The following is a 21,695-nucleotide window of genomic DNA, read 5'->3' as shown; positions in this document are numbered from 1 at the left end:
GCTTCTACGGAGACTTTACTGAGAGCCTTTTTCAAAGGCCTGATAGGTGAGCCGGGATACCTGTCGAATCAGTTCACTTCCCTGGGGATCGTTGTAGGGCCGCTTCACCATCATCGCCGCAACATAGCGTTGACCATTGGCCATATCCACCATTCCCGCATCCCCGACCACGATGCCAATATCCCCTGTTTTATGGGCAATCGTTGCTCCCTCGCCAATGCCTTGGGGTAGAAGGGTGTTGGTTACGGTGCGGCGCATAATATCCAACAGGCGATCGCGGCTACGGGGAGTTACTAAATCTCCCTGGGAAATCTTGAGCATGAGGGTGGCCAGGTCTTTTGGGCTAGTGGTATTGGTTCCCTTCATATCCGGCAGTAGGTTATGAATGGCTGTATCCGTTAAACCCCACTCTATAAATTTTTGATTGAGAACATCCGCACCCCCCAAGCGATCGATCAGCATATTGGTGGCGGTGTTATCACTAATCGTAATCATCAAATCTGCAACTTCTAGGGCTGGGAATTTTGTGCCCGGTTTTTGATACTGCATGGTTCCCGCTTCTGGGGCAATCAAATCTGGACGCATCACTAAGGCTTCATTCAGGTCAATTTGGCCACTATCGATCGCCTGGAAAAAGGCCACAAGAACCGGAATTTTAATCGTTGAGGCCGCAGGAAAGATCTGATCTCCCTTCACGTCTACGGCAGCACCACTATCTAAGTTAAAAAAATACAGGCCCGCTTCTAGGGTAGGGCGGGCGGTGATCAGTTGCTGAACTTGATTTTGGACATCGGCTAGGGGTTGTTCCGGTGGCAGTTCTGGCTCTAAGGGGGCCTCCAAGGAACTGACCGGCTGGATGGATTCTGGCTCCCCTTCGTTCTGGCTCTCTTCGGGATGGAGGGCTGAAATCACTGTACCGGCGATCGCCGCCAAGGCAACCGTGGCAATGATCACCCTCAAGGCTACCAGAATCAGATTGGGACGGGGCCCTGACACCGCTGAAACTGTGGTCTCTTCCTTAGGTAAGGGGGGCAAAACAATGCGCTTTTTTGGTTGTAACGCCTTTGGACGCGATTTGTATGCTTGGGGAAGGAGACTTTGCTGCACCATAGAACGATACCGGACACCCATGCCATCACTGTAATCATATTTAACGCTGTTTTAACTAGATTGTGACCTTAATGCCCATTCAATTTGATGCACCATTCCCCGTAATAGGGCTAACTCCGCCGGACTCATTTCGGCCCGGGCCAGGAGCGATCGCACCTTTGCCATCCGACTTGGGGCTGTATGGGGATATAAAAAACCCACCGCCAAAAGTAGATTTTCCAAATGGTCATAAAAGCCCTCCAAGGCCTCAAAAGTCACGCCCGTAGACGCTTCTACCGTCGAGGTGGATTGGCCCAGACATTGCCGCAATTCATAGCAACATACGCCCACAGCTTGGGCTAGATTCAAAGATGGGTAATCCTCATGGGCCGGAATAGCCACCAGACCGTGGGCATAGCCTAACTCTTGATTGGTTAGCCCCCGATCTTCCCGCCCAAAAATTAACGCCGTTGCCCTTCCCGTGATTAATTGGGGCAACCCCTGGCGGGGGGAATATTGGGGTAATGCGACATCGGCCACTCCACGCCCCACCGTGGCCAAAATCCGCTCACACCCTTCAAGGGCCTGGGGTAAGGTGGCCACCACCTGGCCCTGCCCTAAAATATCCTGGCCATGGACAGCCCACCGTCGCGCCTCCTCCCCCTGGGGATCACAACGGGGATCAACTAAAACCAAGTGTGATAACCCCATATTTTTCATCACCCGGGCCACACCGCCCACATTGATTGGGCCCAGGGGTTCCACCAAAACGATCCGCACAGCGGACAAACGGGAATCAGCCATGGATCACCCTAGGCAACCATCAAGGGGCAAAAAACCTAAAAGCTCCACTAAAAAAACGTCTGCTTGTACATGGCTTGCAGATTCTGGTAGTCCACCATTTTGCCCATTCGCCGCAAAAATCGCATCCGCGTTTCAATTAACATCCGGGCATCGGTACGACTCACAGGTTCAAATTCAACTCCATTGACCCCCGTAGTCACCAGGAAAAATAAACGCTGGGCATAGAGGGTCGTAAATAAATCACGATGCTCTTCAATGGCGCAAACACTAAACAATAGGCCAAATGTAGGGTGATTAAGATAGGTTTCCGTAGCCATGGGGGGTTTCATCAGGACAAAGCGCAGCCGTCGCTGGCAGATTAGTTAGCAGAATCATTGAACAATTAACCTGTGAGGAGAGCAATTCAACGCTGAGGTACTCATAATCTAAGGGACTTGAGATGGTGTCCACCATCCTTCACTATTTCCCCATTGATGAACATTCGAGCGATCGCAAAACCTAAGCCGTAATACCCCACGATTTTTATGAGAGCATCTAGGCAAGTAATTGAAAAACTGTTCAAATTATACAGAATTGTTCCCAATTCGCAGCAAGAAGATGAATTTAGGGGCTAATTTTCGATAACGTCCAGTTCATCTGGTTGTAAATGGGCCAAAAATTTCGGGGCAAAGCGAACTTGATAGGGAAAATTAGGACTAATAACCCGCCCTTGCCATGTTTCTAGAACGGCAATGATTTCCCCCTCCATACCCTTAATATCAAGGGGTTGATTGCGATGCTGAGGATGATGATAGACCATAATTGAGGATTTGACTCGTACCCTTGTACCCACGGTCAATACAGTTTTATCAGCCACACCTATCCATCCCTGCTCGTATCATCGATAGATCCCCCATGGGGGCTACCCCCTATCCTCTCATAAGTCTGGCCCTGCCCGTAGCAGAAATTATAGCCCAAGGGTCAACTCAGATCGGTTCTAAGTTTTCTAAGCTAAAAAGCTTGCCACCCGTTCCAAAAATAAATCACACTCCTGACGCAAACTAAAATAATGGACACAGGCTCGCACCGCTGGGGGATTCAAAATCTCCCGTACCAGCACATTTTCAGCCTCTAAGAATTCCACCAGTTCCCCATGGCGACCATCGGCCAACTGAAAGGAAATCAATCCGGAAGGGGGTGGTACCGGACTCAAACAGGTGATCCCCGGCAACTGTTGCAGATTTTGCCAGAGATAGTCACTCAATTCACAAATGCGCTGGTGGCGATCGCCCACGCCCCCCCATCCCTGATGCACCTCTAGGGCCGCCGTTAGGGCCGGAATGAGGGGAAAGGCAATGGTGGCCACTTCATAGCGACTGGCATCCTCTTTCCAACCGGCGGGCAATCCCTGACGATTTTGATGAATACCTCGCCAGCCAACAAAGGTAGGTTCAAGTTGATCTATCTGATCAGGATGAATATACATCCCCCCCAATCCCCCAGGGCCGCAGCACCACTTATGGCCCGTAAAGGCATAGTAGTCAACCCCTAACCCTGGTAAATCTAGGGGAATCATCCCCACACTTTGGGCCCCATCCGCCAAAACCTGGGTTCCATTGTGATGACACCGATCCACAATCTCTTTCAGGGGCAAAATCTGGCCACTGTTCCAGAGCAAATGGCTAATTACAAGTAAACGAGTGCGGGGATGAAGATAGCCCTCTAGGTGGGATGCCACATTCTCCACGTAGGGCCACAGGGGCACAATATCGACGGTAATGCCGAGGCGATGTTCCAATTGGGCCGCGATCGCCAAAACTCCAGGATGCTCACAGTTACTAATGAGTAAATGATCCCCTGGTTGCCAATTCAGACCCCACATGGCAATATTGCAGCCCATTGTCACTGAATCCGTCAGGGCGATCGTTGCCGGCGTCGTCCCTAAAAGAAGTGCCAGGGACTGGCGTAGGGTCTGGAGTTGGCACGAAATCCAAGGAAAAACCCGCGAGGCAAAGGGACCCTGGGTTTGGATATGGTCGTAGCCCTCCTGAAGCACTTGCCATGCCATCTCACATAGGGGCCCCTGGCCACCATAATTTAGGTAGGTTTTTCCCCTGAGGGCGGGGTAGACCTGCCGGCAGGCCAAAATATCAGATGTTGCAAAAGCCATGAATATAACGAGGCTACATTAGATTGACGGAGTTAATGGCTTGCTCAAATACTGGCGGCAAAATATTATCTTCAAAGGCCTTAAAGGAACCCGTAAACCCCCAAGTGTACAGTTTTTCGTTACCAAAAACTAGCAAATGCCAGCGGTGAATTTCTTCGTCCGCTTTTTGGGTTCCCGTCGCCCGATCCGTATTAACTTCCTTAAATCGCAGGGCTGGTGCCGTTGAATTCCCAAACTTCACCCGCATGGGCACAATTTCTGTATAGGCCGGGTCATTTTTCTTGGCATTAAGATTGGCGTTGTAAACCACATCCGCCGGAACCCCAGGTAAGGGGGCAGCATTCACCGTAATCGTGGTGGCAATTCCATCGGTCATCGGGCCATGCCAGTGGGTATTAATCCCCTGCATTGTCTGGTTAAATTCAATGGGAATATCTACCTTAAATCCTTGGGCGGCATCACTGTAGGCAGAGGTTTGTCCTGAAAAAAGTGCCTGACTCAGCCATTGATGGAGCGGGGGCGATGGCGGTGGCTCTCCCACAGGAGATGTTGTCATGAATCGAGCTAGTTCTAATAGTTCCAGCATAGGCTCCTCTCGCTTTGCCCATAACACTCTCCAGGATATACTAAGGACGCAATCAATCTGCTTGTTTATTTCTCATTGGCCTTCGCTTAGGACTCTACTTTGGGCATCGATCTCCGTAGCTATGTCTATATTGATTCACTTCAACCTCAACACGCTGCCTATTTGGGAACCGTAGCCCAAGGGTTTTTGCCCTTACCTGGGGATTGTTCCCTCTGGATTGAAATTTCCCCTGGTATTGATGTAAATCGTCTCTTAGATATTGCCCTGAAAGCAGCGGTTGTGCGGCCAGGAGTCCTATTTATTGAGCGACTCTATGGCTTACTAGAAGTGCATTCTGGGAATCAGGGAGAAGTCCAAGCTGCCGGAACAGCGGTGCTACAGGCTCTCAATGCCCGTTCCCAGGATTCGCTACGGCCGCGGGTGATTTCCAGCCAAATCATTCGCAACATTGATCCCAACCACACCCAGTTGATTAACCGATCGCGGCGGGGGAATATGATCCTGTCGGGACAAACCCTCTATGTCTTTGAAGTGGAACCTGCTGCCTATGCGTCCCTAGCTGCTAACGAAGCCGAGAAGGCTGCACTGATCAATATTCTACAAATTTCATCGGTGGGTAGCTTTGGCCGACTTTTTTTAGGGGGCGCCGAACAAGATATTCTTGCCGCTCAACGGGCCGTACTCGCGGCCATGGAACGATTACCAGGACGAAACCTACTGGAACAAGGACGACGAGAATAGCTTTAGGGAAATTAAATCTTCAATGGTTTGGCTAAATGTCCAGTCCAGAGGCAACTCCACCCCAGGGTAGTTTGCTTTTACTTCTGCAAGGGCATCATCCCAAATTTCATTAAAATTTTCAGAGGCATAATTTTTTAAGCTGGGCGAGTCTTTTAGCATTGGTCGGAGTTGTCGCTGTTGTTCCCGAATGGTAATCTCCCAACCTCGATAATCCGGGACAGAAGGAATGTAAAGACGCTTCAGGTAATGACAGAGCAGGACAAACAGACGACTTCTTAACTCTCGCCGTTCCCGATTCGCCAAACTTTCAATTTCCTCAATTAAATGTTCAACATCTAAATGACTAAAATCACGTTGTTGTAGCCTTGTGACTGTTTCTTGATACCACAGCACTAAATCACATTCATAGAGATTATGGGTGGTGTCAGTTGGTAAGAGGGACATAGAGGCTGGTCTGGGTTACAATTCAAATTTGTTATTTCCTATAGTATCGCACCGGAAAATAAATAAAAAAGTAGGATCAAACATTGCTGACCCTACTCTTGAATTTACGTCCGATACTGATGTTTGAAATCTGAGCTTGAAACCAAGAAAGTTAGGAGATGACACCCAAAAGATGACTTATAAGGAAGGGTTCTAGTGAACTAAATCCCGAACCTTGTAGGATTGACCGCGATATTTAGCGGTGGTATCGGTTTCCACTGTATCGACATGGACTTGATTTGCTTCGTAGTCTTGGCCGCGGTAGGTAAGTTTCATGTTCTTCGCCTCTCAATTAGGTAGATTTGATATGCAACTGAGGGCGCGTTCCTTCGGGGTTTCCCTACTTCCGTCTTCCGTTGAGAGAAGATGAACGATTCATTTGTCTATGTCCTTAGTATGGGGGATAGCAGCTATATTCAACATCACCCGATGAGGTGATTCTGCTGACAGGTACGGTTATTTTGCTCCGTGGATCAGTGCCAACGGAAAATTGCCGCTCCCCAGGTCAAACCGGCCCCAAAGCCGGCCGCGGCAACCACATCCCCCGGTTTGATCTGTCCATTGGCTACGACCTCTGAAAGGGCGAGGGGAATTGAGGCGGCGGACGTATTGCCGTAGTCGCTCACATTACTAATCACTTTTTCCCTGGGAATACCCAGGCGATCGGCAACTGCATCCAGTATGCGTTGATTGGCCTGGTGGAGGAGGAGCCAGTCAATATCATCGGTGGTAAGTCCAGCCCGGAATAGGGCTTTCTCAATGACTTCGGGGACTTGGGTGACGGCAAAACGGTAAACTTCCCGACCATTCATGAAAATAGGCTTAAATTTGCCTTGACCAATGGTCACTGACTCCACTAGGGTTTGGGGGTCTGGCTCGTATCCAAGGGTTAGATAATGATTGAGCCGGCCATCACTGCGGAGTTCAAAGCCAAGTAACTGATCGGTGGCATCGGCCTGTAACACCACGGCTCCTGCTCCGTCACCAAATAAAATACAGGTGCGGCGATCGCTCCAGTCTACCCAGCGGGAGAGAATATCAGCCCCAATCAAAACGACGGTTCGGTAGGTTCCGGCCCGAAGATACTGGGCGGCCGTTACTAAGCCAAAAATAAAACCGGAACAGGCGGCGGTCAAATCAAAAGCCACCGCATTGTGGGCCCCTAGGCGAGCTTGGACTAAACTGGCTGTTCCGAATAAATCATCGGGAGTAGAAGTGGCCAGAAGGATTAAATCCACGGACTCGGTTGCAACGCCTGCATGAACCAAAGCCGCCTGAGCCGCTTCACTGGCTAAATCCACGAGGGACACATCGGAACTGGCTAGGTGACGCTGGGTAATGCCCGTTCGGGAGCGAATCCAGTCATCGGAGGTATCGACTAGGGCACTGAGGGCATGGTTATCTAGGACAGGTAAGGGTGTTGCGCCCCCCACCCCAATCATTTTAAGACCCTGGCCCGACTGCCACGTCACTAATTTTGATCCTCAAGGGCAACGGCTTGTTGATAGCAGGCTTGAATACGTTGAGAAACCTGATGATCAACCGCCTCTTGGGCCAGGCGAATGGCATTAAAAATAGAGGGTGCTTGGGAACTACCATGGCTAATGATGCAAATCCCATCTACGCCGAGGAGTAAACCACCGCCATGCTCGGCGTGATCCATTCGCTGCTTAATCTTGCGGAGGTTGGGTCGGAGGAAGGCCGTCCCTATGCGCCCCCGCCAGCCCCGTGGCAATTCTTCCCGGAGGATTTGGACGAGGACACTACCGAGGGATTCGGCAAATTTGAGCAGAATATTGCCCACAAAACCATCGCAGACAATCACATCAAACTGGCCTGACATCACATCCCGCCCTTCGGCATTGCCCAGGAATGAAATTTGCTTATTTTTCCGCAGGAGTTGATTCGCGCCAACGGCAATATCATTCCCTTTACAGTCTTCTTCACCAATATTGAGGAGGCCCACCTTGGGATCGGGCACGTCTAAAACATACTTACTGTAGATAGACCCCATGATCGCAAATTGCTCTAGGTATTTGGGGCGACAGTCTACGTTTGCCCCCACATCTAAGACCAAAACGGACTTTCCGGCCATCAAGGTGGGCAAAACTGCTCCGATCGCCGGCCGATCAATCCCTGGTAAACGACCTAGGCGAAGTAGGGCTGCGGCCATGGCGGCCCCAGAATGTCCGGCGGAAACCACCGCATCGGCTTGCCCCGCTTTTACCAACTCCATGGCCACGTTGATCGACGCATTGGGCTTACGCTTGAGGGCAACGAGGGGAACTTCATTCATCTCCACAACGTCGGTGGCGGGGATAATTTCGGGGGTGGTGCTGGGGGCGTGTTCCTGGAGATAGCGATTGATTTTTTCTGGGTCACCAACGAGAAGGACTTCGACATCCAGTTCTTCCCGCGCCCTTAAGGCTCCGGCGACAATTTCATCGGGGGCGTAGTCGCCGCCCATGGCATCAATAGCAATGCGTGCGCGAGTCATGTCCTGAACTCTTATGACAAAATCCTCCAGAATTTTAGCAGATAGGCTACCCTGTTCCCCGCACAAGTGAGAATGAATTAACTAAAGAATAAAAAATCAAGAAATCATTCTGTTGACCCTTGGGGAATTTTGCAGCTGGCATTACCTGCTAATGCCCTTATATTACCTGGAGACTTGGAAAAGCGTCCATTTTGGGTTCTATTTTGGTAAAAGGCGATAGCCTTCATAATCATACTGCCCAGAACTACTCAGATCACTGCCTAAAATTTTGCTGGGAAAAAGTTTGTCGCGATCGCTGAGTTTATGTTACTCTAAAAATTCTGGGTAAGTCTCCGGTATAGATCAGGTGCTAGAGTAAGTCCTGTTTCGTTACGCCTGTCCGTGAATTCTGTGAGCAAGTATTTAGGATGTTAATGTCATGAGTCGTGTTTGTCAGTTAACCGGAAAAAAAGCAAATAATGCCTATGCCATTTCCCACTCCCATCGGCGTACCAAAAAGCTCCAGGAAGTGAATCTACAGTGGAAGCGGATTTGGTGGCCGGAAGGTAAGCGTTGGGTGCGTTTACGTCTTTCAACAAAAGCGATTAAAACCCTGGAACGGAAAGGATTAAGTGCCTTTGCCAAGGAAGCGGGTTTGGATCTACGCAAGCTTTAGGGTTCTATTTACCAAATATTTTGAAGATTCACGACAAAGCCCGGTAGAACGTCTTCTCCCGATAGGGCGATCGCCTCGGTGAGATACTCTACATCTTGGTGGGGGCGATAAATTTCCACCTCCTTAGTGTCGGGGATAATCAACCAACCGAGACGGAGGCCATTAGCCAGGTATTCCTGCATTTTTACCTGGGTGTCGCGCCGATCATCGGAGTCGGACAGGAGTTCCACGGCAAAATCGGGACATAGGGGTAAAAACTTGCGCCGTTGTTGGCTAGAAAGGGCTTGCCATCGCTCTAGGGGAATCCAACTCATATCCGGCGATCGCCGTGCCCCATTGGGAAGCACAAAACCAGTTGAGGAGTCAAAGGCCTTACCTAGTCCTGCTTGACGGTTCCATAACCAAAGTTGTCCAGCTAATTCAAAATTACGGTTACCCGTTTCCCCGCCTGTGGGTGGCATAATGATTAGTTCTCCCCTCGCACTCATTTCTAAGCGTAGATCACGATTTTCCTGCACAAGGGTTTCAAACTGATCGGGGGTGAGAGACCATGTTGGGGGAAGATGAAGGGTCAAAACTGCCATACCGACGCTGCCAAAGCCTATATCAATTTTTACTTTAATGTAGTTCACTAATGCCGTTCAGCGTAGGATAGTGTCGTACCATTCTTGGAGAACTCGTTTCCTTACCCAAAAATGGGTTTCAAATTCACGACAAACCCTGGTAAAATAACTTCTCCCGATAGGGCGATCGCCTCGGTGAGATACTCTACATCTTGGTGGGGGCGATAAATTTCCACCTCCTTAGTGTCGGGGATAATCAACCAACCGAGGCGGAGTCCATTGGCCAGGTATTCCTGCATTTTTGCCTGGGTGTCCTGCCGATCATCGGAGTCGGACAGGAGTTCTACCGCAAAATCGGGGCATAGGGGTAAAAACTTGCGCCGTTGTTGGCTAGAAAGGGCCTGCCATCGATCAAGGGGAATCCAACTCATATCCGGCGATCGCCGCGCCCCATTGGGAAGCACAAAACCAGTTGAGGAGTCAAAGGCTTTGCCTAGTCCTGTTTGACGATTCCAATATCCCAGATCAAGATACAGTTCAAAATTGCGGTTGCCCGTTTCCCCGCCCGTGGGTGGCATAATGACTAATTCTCCCCTTGCACTCATTTCTAGGCGTAGATCACGATTTTCCTGCACAAGGGTTTCAAACTGATCGGGGGTGAGGGACCATGTTGGCGGAAGATGAAGGGTTAAAGCTGCCATATCGATGATGCCAAAGCCTGTATTATCTTTACTTTAGCGGCGGGCCTCAATTAACTGGGAAAAATAAAAACGAGTCTTGGTCATTGCTGTCCGCTCAATGCGCCAACCCAATTGATGCAAAATTTCGGCGATCGCCGTTTCCGGGTGGAGATAGGCACGGGTGGCTTTACTAGAGCCAGGGAAAAATTCACCTACTTTTTTTAGTAAGGTATATTTCACGGTTTTAGGGGCAAAACTTAGAATTAGCTGACGATCGGCTAGGTTGCTGAGGTGGTTGAGCATGGCGGCCATTTGGGAATCAGGATAGTGAATGAGGACATCTAAGCAAATAACCGTGTGGTATCGGCCAACGAGGGTTTCTAGATCCGCAACCGAAAGAATGAGTTCATCCTTTGGTCCGAGGATGTCCTGGGAGCGGCGACGGGTCTCATCCACCATTTTTGCGGATAGGTCACTGGCATAGACCCTCGCACCCATTTGGGCTAGGGGAATACTCAAACTACCCACACCACAACCAGCATCACAGATCAGCCGCCCCTTCAGGTTGCCCTCTTGCCGTAGCCAGGCCAAAACGGTGTCAATGGTCTGTTGGTGGCCCAGGCGAATATCGGCCTGTACTTTGCTGACGTCTCCAGTGCCATAGATCCGTTGCCAGCGATCAAAGCCAATATTGTTGAAATAGTTCTGGACAATTGTTTTATCGTCCTGGGGCTGCTCAAGGGTCGTCATACTCATCCCAATTGGGGTCAAAATTGCCCTATTCATTGTGCCATGGCGATGTTTCTATGGCCGGGCGATCGCCCAGAACAGGGACAGAAACCTGATTGAGCCGAGAAAAGGGGAGACCGTAGCGAAATTTTGTTAAGAGATGTTGCGAAATCGGTGAAGAATTGTTACAGTGTAGTCACAGGGTTAAATCAGGAGTCAAAACCATGGAAGACACAAAAACTATCAAGACAGAAGATCGCAACGCTTGGGTATTTGGGTTTACTCCCCAAGCCGAAATCTGGAACGGCCGCCTAGCCATGATTGGTTTTGTTGCCGCTCTATTGACAGAATTACTAACCCAGCAAGGGGTGCTACATTTCTGGGGCCTGCTCTAGGTTCTAGATATTCTCCCAAATTTCAGCGGTCAAAGTGTTTTAAGGGGTCTGGTTTCAGACCTCTTTTCTTTATTGAACGATTTGGCTGGTTAGAATTTATGGCTGATAACGAGTCCCTGGCCACAGCTCGTTAATTTCCTGAGCTTGATGGTCTGCATTGAACAGTTCCTAAACAATACCATTGGTGAACTCAGCTGCTGCTGGCTCTTCCCACCCCAGATGTCTAGAGATGTCTAGGGGTTCCGGGACTGGATGAGGCGTGTTGGTAGTTAGAAAGAAACTTCAGACTAGGCCACTGGGTACAGGCAAGTTAAACAACTGGCAGGCATTGAGGGTGGTCTGACGGCCTAGTTCTTCTAGATCAACCTGGCGTAATTGGGAGACCTGCTGGGCGACATGGGCCACATAGCTGGGTTCATTGCGCTTGGCTCCCCGCTTGGGCACCGGAGCTAAAAAAGGACAGTCGGTTTCCAATAGTAGGCGATCGCTGGGAACCATCTGGGCTGATGCTTGGATGGTGAGGGCTTTCTTAAATGTCACCGTGCCACTAAAGCTAATATAAAAACCGAGGTCTAAGAACCATTCTGTCTCGGCCGGTGTCCCTCCCCAACAATGCATGACACCACGAACGGGGCCATACTCTTGCCAAAATCGGTGTAGAATTTGGGCCATCTCCGGGGCAGCATCTCGGCAGTGAATAATGACGGGGCGATCCAGGTCATGGGCAATTTGTAACTGTCCCCAGAAGGCCGCCGTTTGTTGCTCGCGGTTATCTGCTTTATAGAAATCCAGACCCGTTTCCCCGATCGCCACAAATTTTGCATCGGTTTCCTGGGCCGTGGTTGCCTGGTGACGAATCTCCCGCTGGATGTCGGGTTGCCACTGCTCTGCATCTAGGGGGTGGAGACCCAGGGCATAGTACAGTTCATCAAACTGTTGAGCCAGGGTTTGAATGGCCGGAAATTCCTTGGGTTCGACACAGGAGTGAACCAACCGCACAACGCCAGCTGCCCGCCATCGCTGGGCGACCTCTTCGATATCTGCCCCAAAGTCAGGAAAGTTCAAATGAACATGGGTATCCGCGAGGAGCAATGTCATGGTTAGCTTTAACCCTTGGGGGCGATCGCCTGGTTCAAAATCCGATCTAGACGGGCCTTCCGCCGCGCACCGGTATTCCGGTGAAGAACGCCCCGCTTCACTGCTTTATCAATTTTACTGACCACCGTAGATAGGCGAGACTGCACCTCAACGAGGGCTTCGGGTTCGGGATTACTACTATAATCGTTCACCGCTTGAATGTAATTCTTGGTCAGGGTTTTGACCGCGGATTTATACGCCTTATTCCGCAAGCGATTCCGCTCGGTGATGTCAATGCGCTTGATGGCAGATTTAATGTTGGCCACAGGACACCTTTGTTCTCTTAATGTTCTTTAGGTCAGGATGTATCTCGACAAACAACCATTGTAGCAGATTCTTTGGACTACTCCCGAAATAGGAGGGGTACCCGGATAAAAAAATCCCTTCCCCGTTTTGGGAGAGAGATTGGGAGTGAAGGTCTACCCCAGTGGGCTGCCCCTAAGATCGACGGGAATTCAACCTAGGGAAGAATGCCGAAAATCGTACCATCACTGCCGGTAAAGGCAGAGCGGAAGTTCCAGCCGGAGCCAATTTTTACGCCATTATTATTGCCCCAGCGATTGGTTCCATCTTGCCAGCCTATATGATATATGACGATATAAATGTAAATCACCATTGGGCTTAACTCCATAGATCAGGCCCTTGCTGTCTGAAAAGGCAGTTTTAACGTCCCAGCCAGAGGCGATTTTTATACCATTTCCACCATTGGCCCACTGGTTGGAACCATTTTGCCAGCCATCATGGCGGAACCAATATAAATCACCATTTGACTTCAGTCCGTAGATGACACCATTGCCACCAACAAAGACGTTTTCAAAATCCCAGTCAGAGCCAACTTTCATCCCTGTGGTATTCACCCAACGATCCGAACCATCTTGCCAGCCCGTATGGCGATACCACATTAACTCATTGCTGTCATTAAAGTACTCAAGAAATCAGAATATTCCTATTTTAAATTTATAAATTGAAAACAATCCATAATTTAATCACTTGGATAGGTATGGATGTATTGCTTTAGCCAAGGTTCGGGAACACCAGTAACACGAGTAATATGAGTAAAAGCTAGTTGTTCTTCTAAAAATCGATCTACTAGCTGACGAATCACAAGCGGAATGTACTGGGTTTGATCATCTTCCATAGAATATTGCCCACAATCATGGCAGTCATAATGTTGCCGAGGTAAATTCATTTTGGATTTTGAATCTGTGGTAGAGTATGACATTTTCATAACCATTATGAGAAAAAAAATGACATGGCATTGCATGAGTTAGATAATCATCAACAGGGAAGGAGGGAATAAAAATTTTTCACAGGGATCCATTTCTTGATAACAGTGGAGATGGAGATAAAGATAAAAAGATGATCCTATCCTATTCGTCGCCCCGTAAATAAGTTATAAACAATACCAATCAATACTAAAACCAAAAGGAGATGGATCAAGCCGCCGCCAATATTAATCGAAAAACCTAACAACCAAAGAATGAAAAGGACTACAACAATCGTCCAAACTAGATTTGACATGGTATTCTCCATTTACACTTGAAATAAAAGGATGGAACGTTAATTCATGGCATCTTGAATATTGTTTTTGACATCTTCGATCGCGTTGCGAACCTGACTTTCAACCTGCTTGCTTTTGCCAATCAACTGCTCCTGGCGATTATTTGTGGCTTTACCAAACCCTTCTTGCACTTTGCCTTCTAGTTCTTTTTGGTTAGCCCTGGCTTGATTCTGGGTTGCAATCTGGATGGAAGAACCTGTAGATTGCAAGGGTAATTCTGCGGCCCAGCTATCGGTATTCCCGAAATTAAACGTGATCGTGATTGCCAGCATAATAGCTAGGCCCATCATCATGAAAAAGCCACTCACCTGACGAAATGAATTCATGTTCTTGACCTTCAATAAATGAATAACACAAAACAATCAATGGTAGGGCAATAAACGGTAGATTTGGATAGACCAATAGAATGAAAATTTTTGATTTGGCGGCGTAGATGTATGAAGCAATGGCCCTTTAACTCGGTAAGAAAGTTAAAATCGTGATGCCATTGTTTTTATATACGCCGCCCCATTGAGTGTTCAGGAAAAAGAAATTAATCGTTCACAAGAAGAAAAATGCAAGCATTATGCTTGAATTATTTCTCTGAATGACGTTTGCCTAAATCCCATCACTCAATTAATCAATAATGTCTTTGACGGCATCTTTGACATCTTCGATTGCATGGCCAATATTAGCTTCGACCTGCTTTTTCTTGCCCTCTACTTTAGCCTCTGAGTCTCCTGTCATATTACCGACACCCTCTTGGACTTTACCTTCGACATTTTTGGCAGTTGCCTTAGCGCGATCTTGCAAACCCATAATGAATTCCCATTTAATTAGATTGAATTTAAGAGAGACGCTTACCAGATTTTTGGGATAGATAAATGAAAGTAAAACAACTTAGCAGCACAAAGGTCGTTAAAAAGCTTTTTACGTGTCTTTGTTTTTGTTTGACTACCATGACTATCACCAAGGGGTAAATAACGTACCCTATGTATTACTTTGATACATCGATGTTTTATTTCCAGAGTGATTTGCTAAGAAATGTATAAGTTGGTTGATTTTGATGCAAATCGTTATATTTGTAATCCCTTGATCCTGAATAAGCTGTTCTAAATAAAACATTGGGTGAATGGATACCTCTTCAGTCTCCCTTGGTCTTGTCATCACCAGTGACCTGAAAATTCTGAAAAATAAAGACCCTAACTCTAGGGTCAGATCAACCATGAAGAAACGGTAATCATTCCAAGGAATAGACTACCGCGTGTATAAATTATGAGGATCGATTGAAGGAAACAGAATGACTGTTATTTTGCACCCTAGACCAGAGAACTATTTTTCACGGGAATGATCAAATAGGCGCTGTACGGGGCCATCATGACGCTTGGGATCTTTCTTTGCCTTTTTTGTAGCATCCGAGGGAGATTTAGTTTTCTTCGGCTCTTTATTGTCTTTTTTATCTTTGGACATAACTGTTCTGCCGCTCATTTGTTGTTATGGGGCAAGGGGCTAAAATGATGAGACTGTGGCTGCACTCACGTTGACATTTTTGACTCCTGAAACAGAGCTGGCCAAAGATTGAATCTGTTGCATTTGCTCGGGTTTTTCTACTGTCCCTGATACCGTGACATTGCCATTTTGAACGGCAACATTGAGACGATTATTCGGCAAGCTAGCTTGAAACTTAGAGGTGATTTCACCCTTGATGTCACTGTCCGATCGCCCTGGAGAGGGGGTGGCAGCTTCGGGAGAGGACTGGGACGAAGGTAAAACCGTTACATTGGTTTCACTGGACTGAGGAGCTTGGGCTGGTTGGGAAGAACTAGGTTCAGAGGTGATATTGATATTGGTCTCCGTAGATTGGGGGGCTTGGGGAGATGGCTGGGGTTCATCCTTTGCATAATCCGGCACATTCATGACCGTGACAGACTGGGGATTATTGCGTTGGGTCATGTAGTAGACGGTTCCGGCAATGAGGCTGCCAAAAAAGACAAAAAGGATCCCAACTAGGACAGTCTTGGTGATGTTACTGTCGGCATTAATGCGTCGCTGTTCCGCAGGGCTACTATCGAGAAATGCATTGTCATCATTGTGCAATACTCCTTGAGCATCCCGATATTCAGTTCTAATGTTCCCATGGGCATCTTTATATTCTGTATGAACAATTCCTGATGAATCCTTATACTGTCGATGGATAGTACGATTCGGATTTTTAGGATCATTGGCATTCATTATAGTGTTTACTCTATTTGAAATGTTTCTCCTTGAGTATAGCAAGGGGTTGTTTGAAATCAGGTATATTTTAGGTTGGATTGATTGTTTGATTTGTTTTATTTGTCTAGTTTTTGCAACTGATTATGTCCTTTGCTTTGATTTTGTTGTCCATGCTCTATTCCCATTCTCGATCTTCTAATTCTTTCTTGGGCAAAAGCAAGGTGGCTTCAATATCTTGACGAATGCTTTTGGTGATTTCACAGGGACTATTTAAGCAATCCACTAGGAGTTGATTTGCGTCGTAATAGCTTCGTAGGATACGTTGCTGATCAGTCGTAAATTCCCAGGGATGGCTAATATTGCGATAGTTGGCGATCGCCCCCTGTAGTTGTTCTACCCAAACGCCATAATATTCATCACACCACTCATTGATGCGATCGCTGCTTTGATCAACCGGTAATTGTTCCCTTAACTGTTCCAGAGCTTTGGCGAATCCAGGCTCGATAATCATGACTAAAATGGACTTCAAAGAGCTATTGCAGGCATCTACAGCATCTACATCGAGGCGATCTCCCTGCATCAGGACTAAATGATCTAGGGCCGCATCCAGGAGAATTCCCTGATCTAAGGTACTGGCAAGGGTAAAGTGCTTGGTGATTTGGGGAGCTTGGGTCAGAGCTAGATAAAAGGCCCGAGTAGTGGCTAGTTTGGGATATCTGGGGATCGTTTGGGATTTTCTGCTGACCCACATTAAAAATTCCTGTAGATAGGAATCTTCGGAGACCAGGGCATCAATTCGTTGCTTCATGAGTTGAATCAGGGAATCCGCACTCCGCAGCATTGATGCGGTGAGTAGAAAGATTTCTCGCCAGTGGGGATCCGTAATGTGACTAACCAAATCCCCTAGGGCCTGATCCAAGGATTGAAGATTATGATTGGCCACAATTTTACGGGCAGTAAAATATTCCTGAAAGACCAGATAGGAAAAGGAAAAAATCCCCCGGGCCCGTTCAATTAAAAATCCGTGTTGGGCCTCGATCGCCTTGAGAATGGCCTTACTGGCCAGTTCTAGTTCTTCGGATTGGAGATCGGTGTAAGAGGTGGTGGATAAATAATCGCTAATATAGTTTTCCAGCGTACTTTGTTCAAAAAAGAATTGACCTTGGGTAAAGGTAATAGCGGCTAAATGACTGAGGAGCCTTAATTTCTGGGGAACTAAAAAGTCGCGGTATAGGGTATCCCGTTCCATCCCTTTTGTGGCATCCCATTTTCCCAAGAGGAGATCTAACCCTTGTTTATAAAAATCTGTCCGCTTGATCGGAAAGGTATTCCGACCCTGAAAAACCCAACAGGCCAGATGCAAAAATAGGGGAGTGACCACCAGTTGACGAAACTGCCAATTGTCCGGTAGCTCTAACTTTTCGATAAATTGCTCTGCCTGTTCCTGACCCGATAATAGGGATGTTTTTTGGGCAACGGCAACAAACCACTTTTGGGCAAAGATCGTAATTTGGGCCTGGGTAAAGGGGGCAATTTCTACATCCGTAAAGCCTTGGAGTTGCAACTGTTGGGCCGCTGTCCGACAAGAAGCAATAAAATGATTGCGAGGATTGCGATTGGCAAATTTGCGGATTTGGTTTACAACAGCCGCGATGTCTTTACTAGGAACTTCATCCAGACCATCCAGCAACAAGAGAACTCGCCCTTTTTGCAATAATGTATCTAGGGACGATAACTCAGGAATACCGGCGGTGATGAATGCCTGATGGATGTAGTGAAACAGATTGAAGCTACTGTGTTGTTTTGATTCTTGTTGTTTTGATTCTTGTTGTTTTGATTCTTGTTGTTTTGATTCTTGTTGTTTTGATTCTTGTTGTTTTGATTCTTCACAAAAATCTCTTAGAGATATAAAAAATGGAACCAGATCCCTAGCAAACTCACCTCGATTACACTGAATCGCCAGATATTTTAGGAAGGTGGTTTTGCCGACACCGGGCTTACCTAACACCCTAAGTTTTTTATAGGTTTCCACCGCCTGAAGTCCAGGAATTTGCTTAAGGTCAACGGCTCCTAAACCAATGCGATCGAAGTGGGCAAGATCAATATTATTAAAATCAGAAATCTCAAGGTTTTGGAGACTGACGATTTCTTCTAAAATGTTGACATCCACATAAATGTCATCGATTTTGACCGGACGATTAACATCCAGAAGTTGCAAGATACCGCACTGGCTCTCAAGCGTTTCCCGATAGTGAAAGCGCACCTTTTCCACTAGGGCATCCATCTCTAATAAGTGCTTCTGAACACTGGTTCCAGTTTCAGGAAAATCTGCCGGGGGATTATCTGCAATGTCTCGCCATTCTAACTCTAGGACAGAGCAAATTTCTATAAAGGTATAACGATCAACGGGTTTTCCAGTGAAAAATCGCCAAATAGGTTGACGGGTTTTTAGAGCCACTTCCCCAGCTAAATTGTCCTGGGTCCAACCCTTTACAAAAAAGGCCCGTTTAGCCCGTTGAATACCCGATGCCGAAGCTCGAAGCGATCGCTTGCCCATAACCTATACAACTCATAATTAAGATCATAATTAAGACCTAGAACGATACTGAAACATTTTTGCCAATATTTAATGTTTTTTGTATATTTTCATTGTAACTTAATTTACAAAATATAACAATTTTATGCTTTTCTTAAAAAAGATTTCATGCTAAATATAACAATTTTATGCTTTTCTTAAAAAAGATTTCATGCTAAATTTTTGAATGGATAAATATTTGATGTTATTTAACTTAAATTAGGCGAGAAAAAACTCATGCCATACCCAATAAAAACCTAAGGTGTGTTCCAATTTCATTCGTATGTTTTGATACATTATCCCCACGGATGACCCCGCTAGAGTCAGGATCACTCTCCTTCTGTTGGGGCCACGATTCCCATGGACGTTGAAAAACGCGAAGGATTGCGCCAAGGGTTAGATCGCAAGAATGCGGACTCTTACTCGTTCAATGTCCACCGTGACCAAAGCTCCAGATTTTAAGTCATCCCCAAATCGTTTTAGCTAACTTCGTATTCCTCAGCGCGCCAAGCGGCATAGGCTAATACGGCTAGGATGTCATCTCGCTCTAAATATGGATAGGCCATCAAGATGTTTTCAAGAGACTGTCCAGACGCTACTAAGCCAACAATGGTACCCACAGTGACTCTCAATCCTCGAATACAAGGCTTCCCACCCATCACATTTGGATTTAATGTAATTCGCTCTAACTTCATAAAGTGCCTGTCAACGTCTTACTCTCTAACAAAATGGTAGTACTGATTAATGGGTACATCCATCAAGATTCTCATAGGGCATGAAAATAGTAGGGGGCAGGGGAGAAATCTTGAAGGTATTTTATCTGTCTCTATTTTACCAATGAATAATGTTACGGGGATTTTTAATTCCATTCGTATGTTTTGATACATTATCCCCAAGGATGACCCCGCTAGAGTCAAAATCACTCTCCTTCTGCTGGGGCAACGATTCCCATGGACGTTGAAAAACGCGAACGACTGCGCCAAGGGTTAGAAAAGTCCCAGCCGATGAAAAAATCCCTTCAGCGGTTAATGGTGGGGATTGGCCTATTTATTGCCACCATGGCGATCGCGGTGTTTGGTTACATGGGCTTTGGCTGGAGTGCGATCGATGCCGCCTACATGTATGTGATCACCGTTTTTGGTGTGGGTTACGGCGAAGTTCACCCCCTCCTTTCCCCGGAGCAACGTATCTTCAATATGTTTGTGATTGTGGCGGGAACATCCTCTGCCATTTATATTGTGGGTGCGGTTTTGCAGATCTTCACTGAGGGGGAAATCAAGCGACTGTTAGATGTGCAGCGGGCCGCCCGCGATATTAGTAAGCTCAATCAGCATGTTATTGTCTGTGGGTTTGGCCGGATTGGTCAAGTCATGGCGAAGCAACTCATGGCAACCCAAACCCCCTTTGTTATTCTGGATAATGATAGTCAACGGGTGATTCTGGCGGAGGAATTGGGCTACCTGGCCTATTTAGGCAGTGCCACGGAAGAAGACTGTTTACGGATGGTGGGCATTGATCGGGCGATCGCCCTGGCTACGGTTCTGCCCAATGACACCATGAATGTCTTTATCACCCTCACCGCCCGCCATGTCAAAGCCAATCTGCTCATTTTAGCGCGGGCCAATCTACCCGCCACAGAAGAAAAGTTACGCCTTGCCGGAGCCGATCATGTGGTATTACCCACCCGCATTGGTGCGACCCAAATGGCAAATCTGATTCTGCAACCCAGTGGCATTGATTTTCTGGAACAAACCGGCGATCGCCAAGCCCTCAACCAACTTCTTGGCCACATTGATGTTCAGTTAGAAGAATTACCCATTACCCCCAATTATCCCTACATTGGTTGGCGATTAGCGGGTCTAGAGGTACGGGGCCAGGGAGCCTTTGTGATTGTCGGTCTACGGAAACATAACGGAATCCTCTTGCCCCCCAGCAGTAATCCCATTGTGGAAGTGGGGGATACCCTGATTGTCCTCGGCCATTGCCAGGATAGTCCTAAATTTGTGCGGGAATATAGTGCCCGGGGACAGTTGCAATATCGGGGAGCAAAGGGCTGATGACGGATGCGATGGCGGCCCTAAATCAACACATTATTATTTGTGGTTTTGGTTATCTTGGGCGTAGTCTCGCCAGTGAATTAACCGCCGCCGGTCTCACCTTTGTGGTGATTGACAATGACCCGGAGCATCTGCGCCAAGGGGAACACAAGGGCTATCTGATCCATGGCGGCGATGACCTCATGGATGAAACGGAACTTTTGGCGGTGGGAATTGAGCGGGCCACTACCTTGGCGGCGGTTCTCCCCGATGATGCCAGTAATGTCTTTGTCACCCTAACGGCCCGGGGGCTGAATCCCCATCTCCGCATCTTAGCCCGGGGTGATTTACCCGCCACTGAACCCAAATTACGTTTGGCGGGGGCGGATCATGTGATTTTGCCCGCCAGTATCAGTGCCCAGCGGATGGTGCAGTTGATTACCCGGCCCACCATTTTAGATTTTCTAGAAGCGAAGGCAGAACGGAGTCATTTAATTGAGTTATTGACCCAGTTGGATGTACAAATTGAGCAGTTTACCCTTCCCCCGGATTCCCCCTTGATGGGCCTGGCGATCGCCGATCTAGAGGCCAAGGGTAAGGGGGCCTTTATTGTCATTGCCATCCGTCGCTATAGTGGGGAGTTAGTGAACCAGTTGGGGATGGCCTTTACCCTAGAAAGCCAAGATACGGTCATTACCCTGGGGCGATCGCCGGACATTAAACTATTTTTTCAGCAAAATGGTTATCGCTATCAAATGCGTTACCGCGGCCGCAAATTATGAGTGCTTAAGTTTAGAAACTGGGAAAAAGCTCAGACTGGGG

General features: G+C 47.6%; 28 protein-coding genes, 1 pseudogene and 1 riboswitch. Of the genes and pseudogenes, 5 read left to right on the top strand and 24 right to left on the bottom strand.

Annotated elements, in window-relative coordinates:
- Window positions 1-15: 15 nt before the first annotated feature.
- From L3556_RS04400 to L3556_RS04375, 6 genes are all read right to left on the bottom strand, one after another.
- A complete protein-coding gene (locus L3556_RS04400; protein WP_277866095.1) occupies window positions 16-1,131 on the bottom strand; it encodes a serine hydrolase in 1,116 nt (371 codons plus the stop codon).
- 30 nt (window positions 1,132-1,161) lie between these two features.
- On the bottom strand, window positions 1,162-1,893 hold the full coding sequence (locus L3556_RS04395; RefSeq protein WP_277866094.1) for an RNA methyltransferase: 732 nt from the start codon (window positions 1,891-1,893) through the stop codon (window positions 1,162-1,164).
- 47 nt (window positions 1,894-1,940) lie between these two features.
- Window positions 1,941-2,210 (bottom strand): transcriptional coactivator PipX, encoded by a 270-nt coding sequence (gene pipX, locus L3556_RS04390; protein WP_277866093.1) that lies wholly within the window; start codon window positions 2,208-2,210, stop codon window positions 1,941-1,943.
- A gap of 293 nt (window positions 2,211-2,503) precedes the next feature.
- Window positions 2,504-2,749, bottom strand: a complete 246-nt coding sequence (locus L3556_RS04385) for a ferredoxin-thioredoxin reductase variable chain (protein ID WP_422110749.1) — start codon at window positions 2,747-2,749, stop codon at window positions 2,504-2,506.
- 129 nt (window positions 2,750-2,878) lie between these two features.
- Window positions 2,879-4,042, bottom strand: a complete 1,164-nt coding sequence (locus L3556_RS04380) for an aminotransferase class V-fold PLP-dependent enzyme (protein ID WP_277866092.1) — start codon at window positions 4,040-4,042, stop codon at window positions 2,879-2,881.
- Window positions 4,043-4,055: 13 nt separating this feature from the next.
- Window positions 4,056-4,598 carry a hypothetical protein gene (locus L3556_RS04375; RefSeq protein ID WP_277866091.1) on the bottom strand — a complete coding sequence of 181 codons (543 nt, stop codon included), beginning with the start codon at window positions 4,596-4,598 and terminating at the stop codon, window positions 4,056-4,058.
- 129 nt (window positions 4,599-4,727) lie between these two features.
- On the opposite strand from L3556_RS04375, the gene L3556_RS04370 reads away from it, so the two are divergent.
- Window positions 4,728-5,369, top strand: coding sequence for a beta-carboxysome protein CcmP (locus L3556_RS04370; protein WP_277866090.1), 642 nt, complete (start codon window positions 4,728-4,730; stop codon window positions 5,367-5,369).
- Here L3556_RS04370 and L3556_RS04365 read toward each other — a convergent pair.
- From L3556_RS04365 to plsX, 4 genes are all read right to left on the bottom strand, one after another.
- Window positions 5,343-5,813, bottom strand: coding sequence for a DUF29 domain-containing protein (locus tag L3556_RS04365; RefSeq protein ID WP_277866089.1), 471 nt, complete (start codon window positions 5,811-5,813; stop codon window positions 5,343-5,345). The two genes, L3556_RS04370 and L3556_RS04365, sit on opposite strands and share 27 nt — an antisense overlap.
- A 192-nt stretch (window positions 5,814-6,005) precedes the next feature.
- A complete protein-coding gene (locus L3556_RS04360) occupies window positions 6,006-6,128 on the bottom strand; it encodes a DUF4278 domain-containing protein (protein WP_277866088.1) in 123 nt (40 codons plus the stop codon).
- A 42-nt stretch (window positions 6,129-6,170) separates the two neighbouring features.
- Window positions 6,171-6,227: riboswitch (Glutamine riboswitch) on the bottom strand.
- Between the two features lie 98 nt (window positions 6,228-6,325).
- Window positions 6,326-7,294, bottom strand: a complete 969-nt coding sequence (locus L3556_RS04355; protein WP_277867596.1) for a beta-ketoacyl-ACP synthase III — start codon at window positions 7,292-7,294, stop codon at window positions 6,326-6,328.
- Between the two features lie 29 nt (window positions 7,295-7,323).
- Entirely contained in the window at window positions 7,324-8,349 is a 1,026-nt protein-coding gene (gene plsX / locus L3556_RS04350) for a phosphate acyltransferase PlsX (protein ID WP_277866087.1), read from the bottom strand.
- 418 nt (window positions 8,350-8,767) lie between these two features.
- On the opposite strand from plsX, the gene rpmB reads away from it, so the two are divergent.
- Window positions 8,768-9,004, top strand: coding sequence for a 50S ribosomal protein L28 (rpmB, locus tag L3556_RS04345; RefSeq protein WP_277866086.1), 237 nt, complete (start codon window positions 8,768-8,770; stop codon window positions 9,002-9,004).
- A gap of 8 nt (window positions 9,005-9,012) precedes the next feature.
- Here rpmB and L3556_RS04340 read toward each other — a convergent pair whose 3' ends face one another.
- From L3556_RS04340 to bchM, 3 genes are all read right to left on the bottom strand, one after another.
- Window positions 9,013-9,588 carry a Uma2 family endonuclease gene (locus L3556_RS04340; RefSeq protein ID WP_277866085.1) on the bottom strand — a complete coding sequence of 192 codons (576 nt, stop codon included), beginning with the start codon at window positions 9,586-9,588 and terminating at the stop codon, window positions 9,013-9,015.
- 101 nt (window positions 9,589-9,689) lie between these two features.
- Window positions 9,690-10,268 carry a Uma2 family endonuclease gene (locus tag L3556_RS04335; protein WP_277866084.1) on the bottom strand — a complete coding sequence of 193 codons (579 nt, stop codon included), beginning with the start codon at window positions 10,266-10,268 and terminating at the stop codon, window positions 9,690-9,692.
- 33 nt (window positions 10,269-10,301) lie between these two features.
- Window positions 10,302-10,997 (bottom strand): magnesium protoporphyrin IX methyltransferase, encoded by a 696-nt coding sequence (bchM, locus tag L3556_RS04330; protein ID WP_277866083.1) that lies wholly within the window; start codon window positions 10,995-10,997, stop codon window positions 10,302-10,304.
- A gap of 260 nt (window positions 10,998-11,257) precedes the next feature.
- Between bchM and L3556_RS04325 the strand changes: the two are divergent.
- A pseudogene (locus tag L3556_RS04325) lies at window positions 11,258-11,371 on the top strand (chlorophyll a/b-binding protein); the annotation flags it as partial.
- 282 nt (window positions 11,372-11,653) lie between these two features.
- Here the strand turns inward: L3556_RS04325 and L3556_RS04320 are convergent.
- The 11 genes from L3556_RS04320 to L3556_RS04270 all read right to left on the bottom strand — a co-directional run bounded on the left by L3556_RS04320 (window position 11,654) and on the right by L3556_RS04270 (window position 19,532).
- Window positions 11,654-12,463 (bottom strand): TatD family hydrolase, encoded by an 810-nt coding sequence (locus L3556_RS04320; RefSeq protein WP_277867595.1) that lies wholly within the window; start codon window positions 12,461-12,463, stop codon window positions 11,654-11,656.
- 14 nt (window positions 12,464-12,477) lie between these two features.
- Window positions 12,478-12,774 carry a 30S ribosomal protein S20 gene (gene rpsT / locus L3556_RS04315; RefSeq protein ID WP_277866081.1) on the bottom strand — a complete coding sequence of 99 codons (297 nt, stop codon included), beginning with the start codon at window positions 12,772-12,774 and terminating at the stop codon, window positions 12,478-12,480.
- 279 nt (window positions 12,775-13,053) lie between these two features.
- The gene (locus L3556_RS04310) at window positions 13,054-13,410 is read right to left on the bottom strand and encodes a tachylectin-related carbohydrate-binding protein (protein ID WP_277866080.1); all 357 of its coding nucleotides are present in this window, start codon (window positions 13,408-13,410) and stop codon (window positions 13,054-13,056) included.
- Window positions 13,411-13,490: 80 nt separating this feature from the next.
- Window positions 13,491-13,646, bottom strand: coding sequence for a hypothetical protein (locus L3556_RS04305; RefSeq protein ID WP_277866079.1), 156 nt, complete (start codon window positions 13,644-13,646; stop codon window positions 13,491-13,493).
- A gap of 227 nt (window positions 13,647-13,873) precedes the next feature.
- Window positions 13,874-14,029 carry a lmo0937 family membrane protein gene (locus tag L3556_RS04300; RefSeq protein ID WP_277866078.1) on the bottom strand — a complete coding sequence of 52 codons (156 nt, stop codon included), beginning with the start codon at window positions 14,027-14,029 and terminating at the stop codon, window positions 13,874-13,876.
- A 39-nt stretch (window positions 14,030-14,068) separates the two neighbouring features.
- Window positions 14,069-14,395, bottom strand: a complete 327-nt coding sequence (locus L3556_RS04295; protein ID WP_277866077.1) for a CsbD family protein — start codon at window positions 14,393-14,395, stop codon at window positions 14,069-14,071.
- Window positions 14,396-14,684: 289 nt separating this feature from the next.
- Window positions 14,685-14,867 (bottom strand): CsbD family protein, encoded by a 183-nt coding sequence (locus L3556_RS04290; protein WP_277866076.1) that lies wholly within the window; start codon window positions 14,865-14,867, stop codon window positions 14,685-14,687.
- A gap of 513 nt (window positions 14,868-15,380) precedes the next feature.
- Window positions 15,381-15,518: a hypothetical protein gene (locus L3556_RS04285; protein ID WP_277866075.1), complete on the bottom strand. Its 138-nt coding sequence runs from the start codon at window positions 15,516-15,518 to the stop codon at window positions 15,381-15,383.
- A gap of 39 nt (window positions 15,519-15,557) precedes the next feature.
- Window positions 15,558-16,280 (bottom strand): BON domain-containing protein, encoded by a 723-nt coding sequence (locus tag L3556_RS04280; RefSeq protein WP_277866074.1) that lies wholly within the window; start codon window positions 16,278-16,280, stop codon window positions 15,558-15,560.
- Window positions 16,281-16,437: 157 nt separating this feature from the next.
- Window positions 16,438-18,819 carry an NACHT domain-containing protein gene (locus L3556_RS04275; protein WP_277866073.1) on the bottom strand — a complete coding sequence of 794 codons (2,382 nt, stop codon included), beginning with the start codon at window positions 18,817-18,819 and terminating at the stop codon, window positions 16,438-16,440.
- 497 nt (window positions 18,820-19,316) lie between these two features.
- Window positions 19,317-19,532, bottom strand: a complete 216-nt coding sequence (locus L3556_RS04270; protein ID WP_277866072.1) for a DUF433 domain-containing protein — start codon at window positions 19,530-19,532, stop codon at window positions 19,317-19,319.
- Window positions 19,533-19,787: 255 nt separating this feature from the next.
- Between L3556_RS04270 and L3556_RS04265 the strand changes: the two genes are divergently transcribed.
- Both L3556_RS04265 and L3556_RS04260 read left to right on the top strand, forming a co-directional pair.
- On the top strand, window positions 19,788-20,894 hold the full coding sequence (locus L3556_RS04265; RefSeq protein ID WP_277866071.1) for a potassium channel family protein: 1,107 nt from the start codon (window positions 19,788-19,790) through the stop codon (window positions 20,892-20,894).
- Window positions 20,894-21,655 (top strand): potassium channel family protein, encoded by a 762-nt coding sequence (locus L3556_RS04260; RefSeq protein WP_277866070.1) that lies wholly within the window; start codon window positions 20,894-20,896, stop codon window positions 21,653-21,655. The genes L3556_RS04265 and L3556_RS04260 overlap by 1 nt, the downstream gene beginning before the upstream one ends.
- The last annotated feature ends 40 nt before the right edge of the window (window positions 21,656-21,695 follow it).

This window comes from Candidatus Synechococcus calcipolaris G9, from assembly GCF_029582805.1.
Taxonomy (GTDB): domain Bacteria; phylum Cyanobacteriota; class Cyanobacteriia; order Thermosynechococcales; family Thermosynechococcaceae; genus Synechococcus_F; species Synechococcus_F calcipolaris.
This window is presented reverse-complemented; position numbering and strand designations above follow the sequence as displayed.

Bases quoted from the DNA above. Each gene is read 5' to 3' on its own strand.
- L3556_RS04295 (WP_277866077.1), bottom strand. From the start codon at position 14,395: ATGAATTCATTTCGTCAGGTGAGTGGCTTTTTCATGATGATGGGCCTA.
- L3556_RS04400 (WP_277866095.1), bottom strand. From the start codon at position 1,131: ATGGGTGTCCGGTATCGTTCTATGGTGCAGCAAAGTCTCCTTCCCCAA.
- L3556_RS04305 (WP_277866079.1), bottom strand. From the start codon at position 13,646: ATGGAAGATGATCAAACCCAGTACATTCCGCTTGTGATTCGTCAGCTA.
- L3556_RS04355 (WP_277867596.1), bottom strand. From the start codon at position 7,294: ATGATTGGGGTGGGGGGCGCAACACCCTTACCTGTCCTAGATAACCAT.
- L3556_RS04365 (WP_277866089.1), bottom strand. From the start codon at position 5,813: ATGTCCCTCTTACCAACTGACACCACCCATAATCTCTATGAATGTGAT.
- L3556_RS04290 (WP_277866076.1), bottom strand. From the start codon at position 14,867: ATGGGTTTGCAAGATCGCGCTAAGGCAACTGCCAAAAATGTCGAAGGT.
- L3556_RS04280 (WP_277866074.1), bottom strand. From the start codon at position 16,280: ATGAATGCCAATGATCCTAAAAATCCGAATCGTACTATCCATCGACAG.
- L3556_RS04285 (WP_277866075.1), bottom strand. From the start codon at position 15,518: ATGTCCAAAGATAAAAAAGACAATAAAGAGCCGAAGAAAACTAAATCT.
- L3556_RS04335 (WP_277866084.1), bottom strand. From the start codon at position 10,268: ATGGCAGCTTTAACCCTTCATCTTCCGCCAACATGGTCCCTCACCCCC.
- L3556_RS04310 (WP_277866080.1), bottom strand. From the start codon at position 13,410: ATGTGGTATCGCCATACGGGCTGGCAAGATGGTTCGGATCGTTGGGTG.
- L3556_RS04395 (WP_277866094.1), bottom strand. From the start codon at position 1,893: ATGGCTGATTCCCGTTTGTCCGCTGTGCGGATCGTTTTGGTGGAACCC.
- L3556_RS04340 (WP_277866085.1), bottom strand. From the start codon at position 9,588: ATGGCAGTTTTGACCCTTCATCTTCCCCCAACATGGTCTCTCACCCCC.
- L3556_RS04265 (WP_277866071.1), top strand. From the start codon at position 19,788: ATGGACGTTGAAAAACGCGAACGACTGCGCCAAGGGTTAGAAAAGTCC.
- bchM (WP_277866083.1), bottom strand. From the start codon at position 10,997: ATGACGACCCTTGAGCAGCCCCAGGACGATAAAACAATTGTCCAGAAC.
- L3556_RS04360 (WP_277866088.1), bottom strand. From the start codon at position 6,128: ATGAAACTTACCTACCGCGGCCAAGACTACGAAGCAAATCAAGTCCAT.
- L3556_RS04260 (WP_277866070.1), top strand. From the start codon at position 20,894: ATGACGGATGCGATGGCGGCCCTAAATCAACACATTATTATTTGTGGT.
- L3556_RS04275 (WP_277866073.1), bottom strand. From the start codon at position 18,819: ATGGGCAAGCGATCGCTTCGAGCTTCGGCATCGGGTATTCAACGGGCT.
- L3556_RS04375 (WP_277866091.1), bottom strand. From the start codon at position 4,598: ATGACAACATCTCCTGTGGGAGAGCCACCGCCATCGCCCCCGCTCCAT.
- pipX (WP_277866093.1), bottom strand. From the start codon at position 2,210: ATGGCTACGGAAACCTATCTTAATCACCCTACATTTGGCCTATTGTTT.
- L3556_RS04380 (WP_277866092.1), bottom strand. From the start codon at position 4,042: ATGGCTTTTGCAACATCTGATATTTTGGCCTGCCGGCAGGTCTACCCC.
- rpmB (WP_277866086.1), top strand. From the start codon at position 8,768: ATGAGTCGTGTTTGTCAGTTAACCGGAAAAAAAGCAAATAATGCCTAT.
- plsX (WP_277866087.1), bottom strand. From the start codon at position 8,349: ATGACTCGCGCACGCATTGCTATTGATGCCATGGGCGGCGACTACGCC.
- L3556_RS04300 (WP_277866078.1), bottom strand. From the start codon at position 14,029: ATGTCAAATCTAGTTTGGACGATTGTTGTAGTCCTTTTCATTCTTTGG.
- L3556_RS04270 (WP_277866072.1), bottom strand. From the start codon at position 19,532: ATGAAGTTAGAGCGAATTACATTAAATCCAAATGTGATGGGTGGGAAG.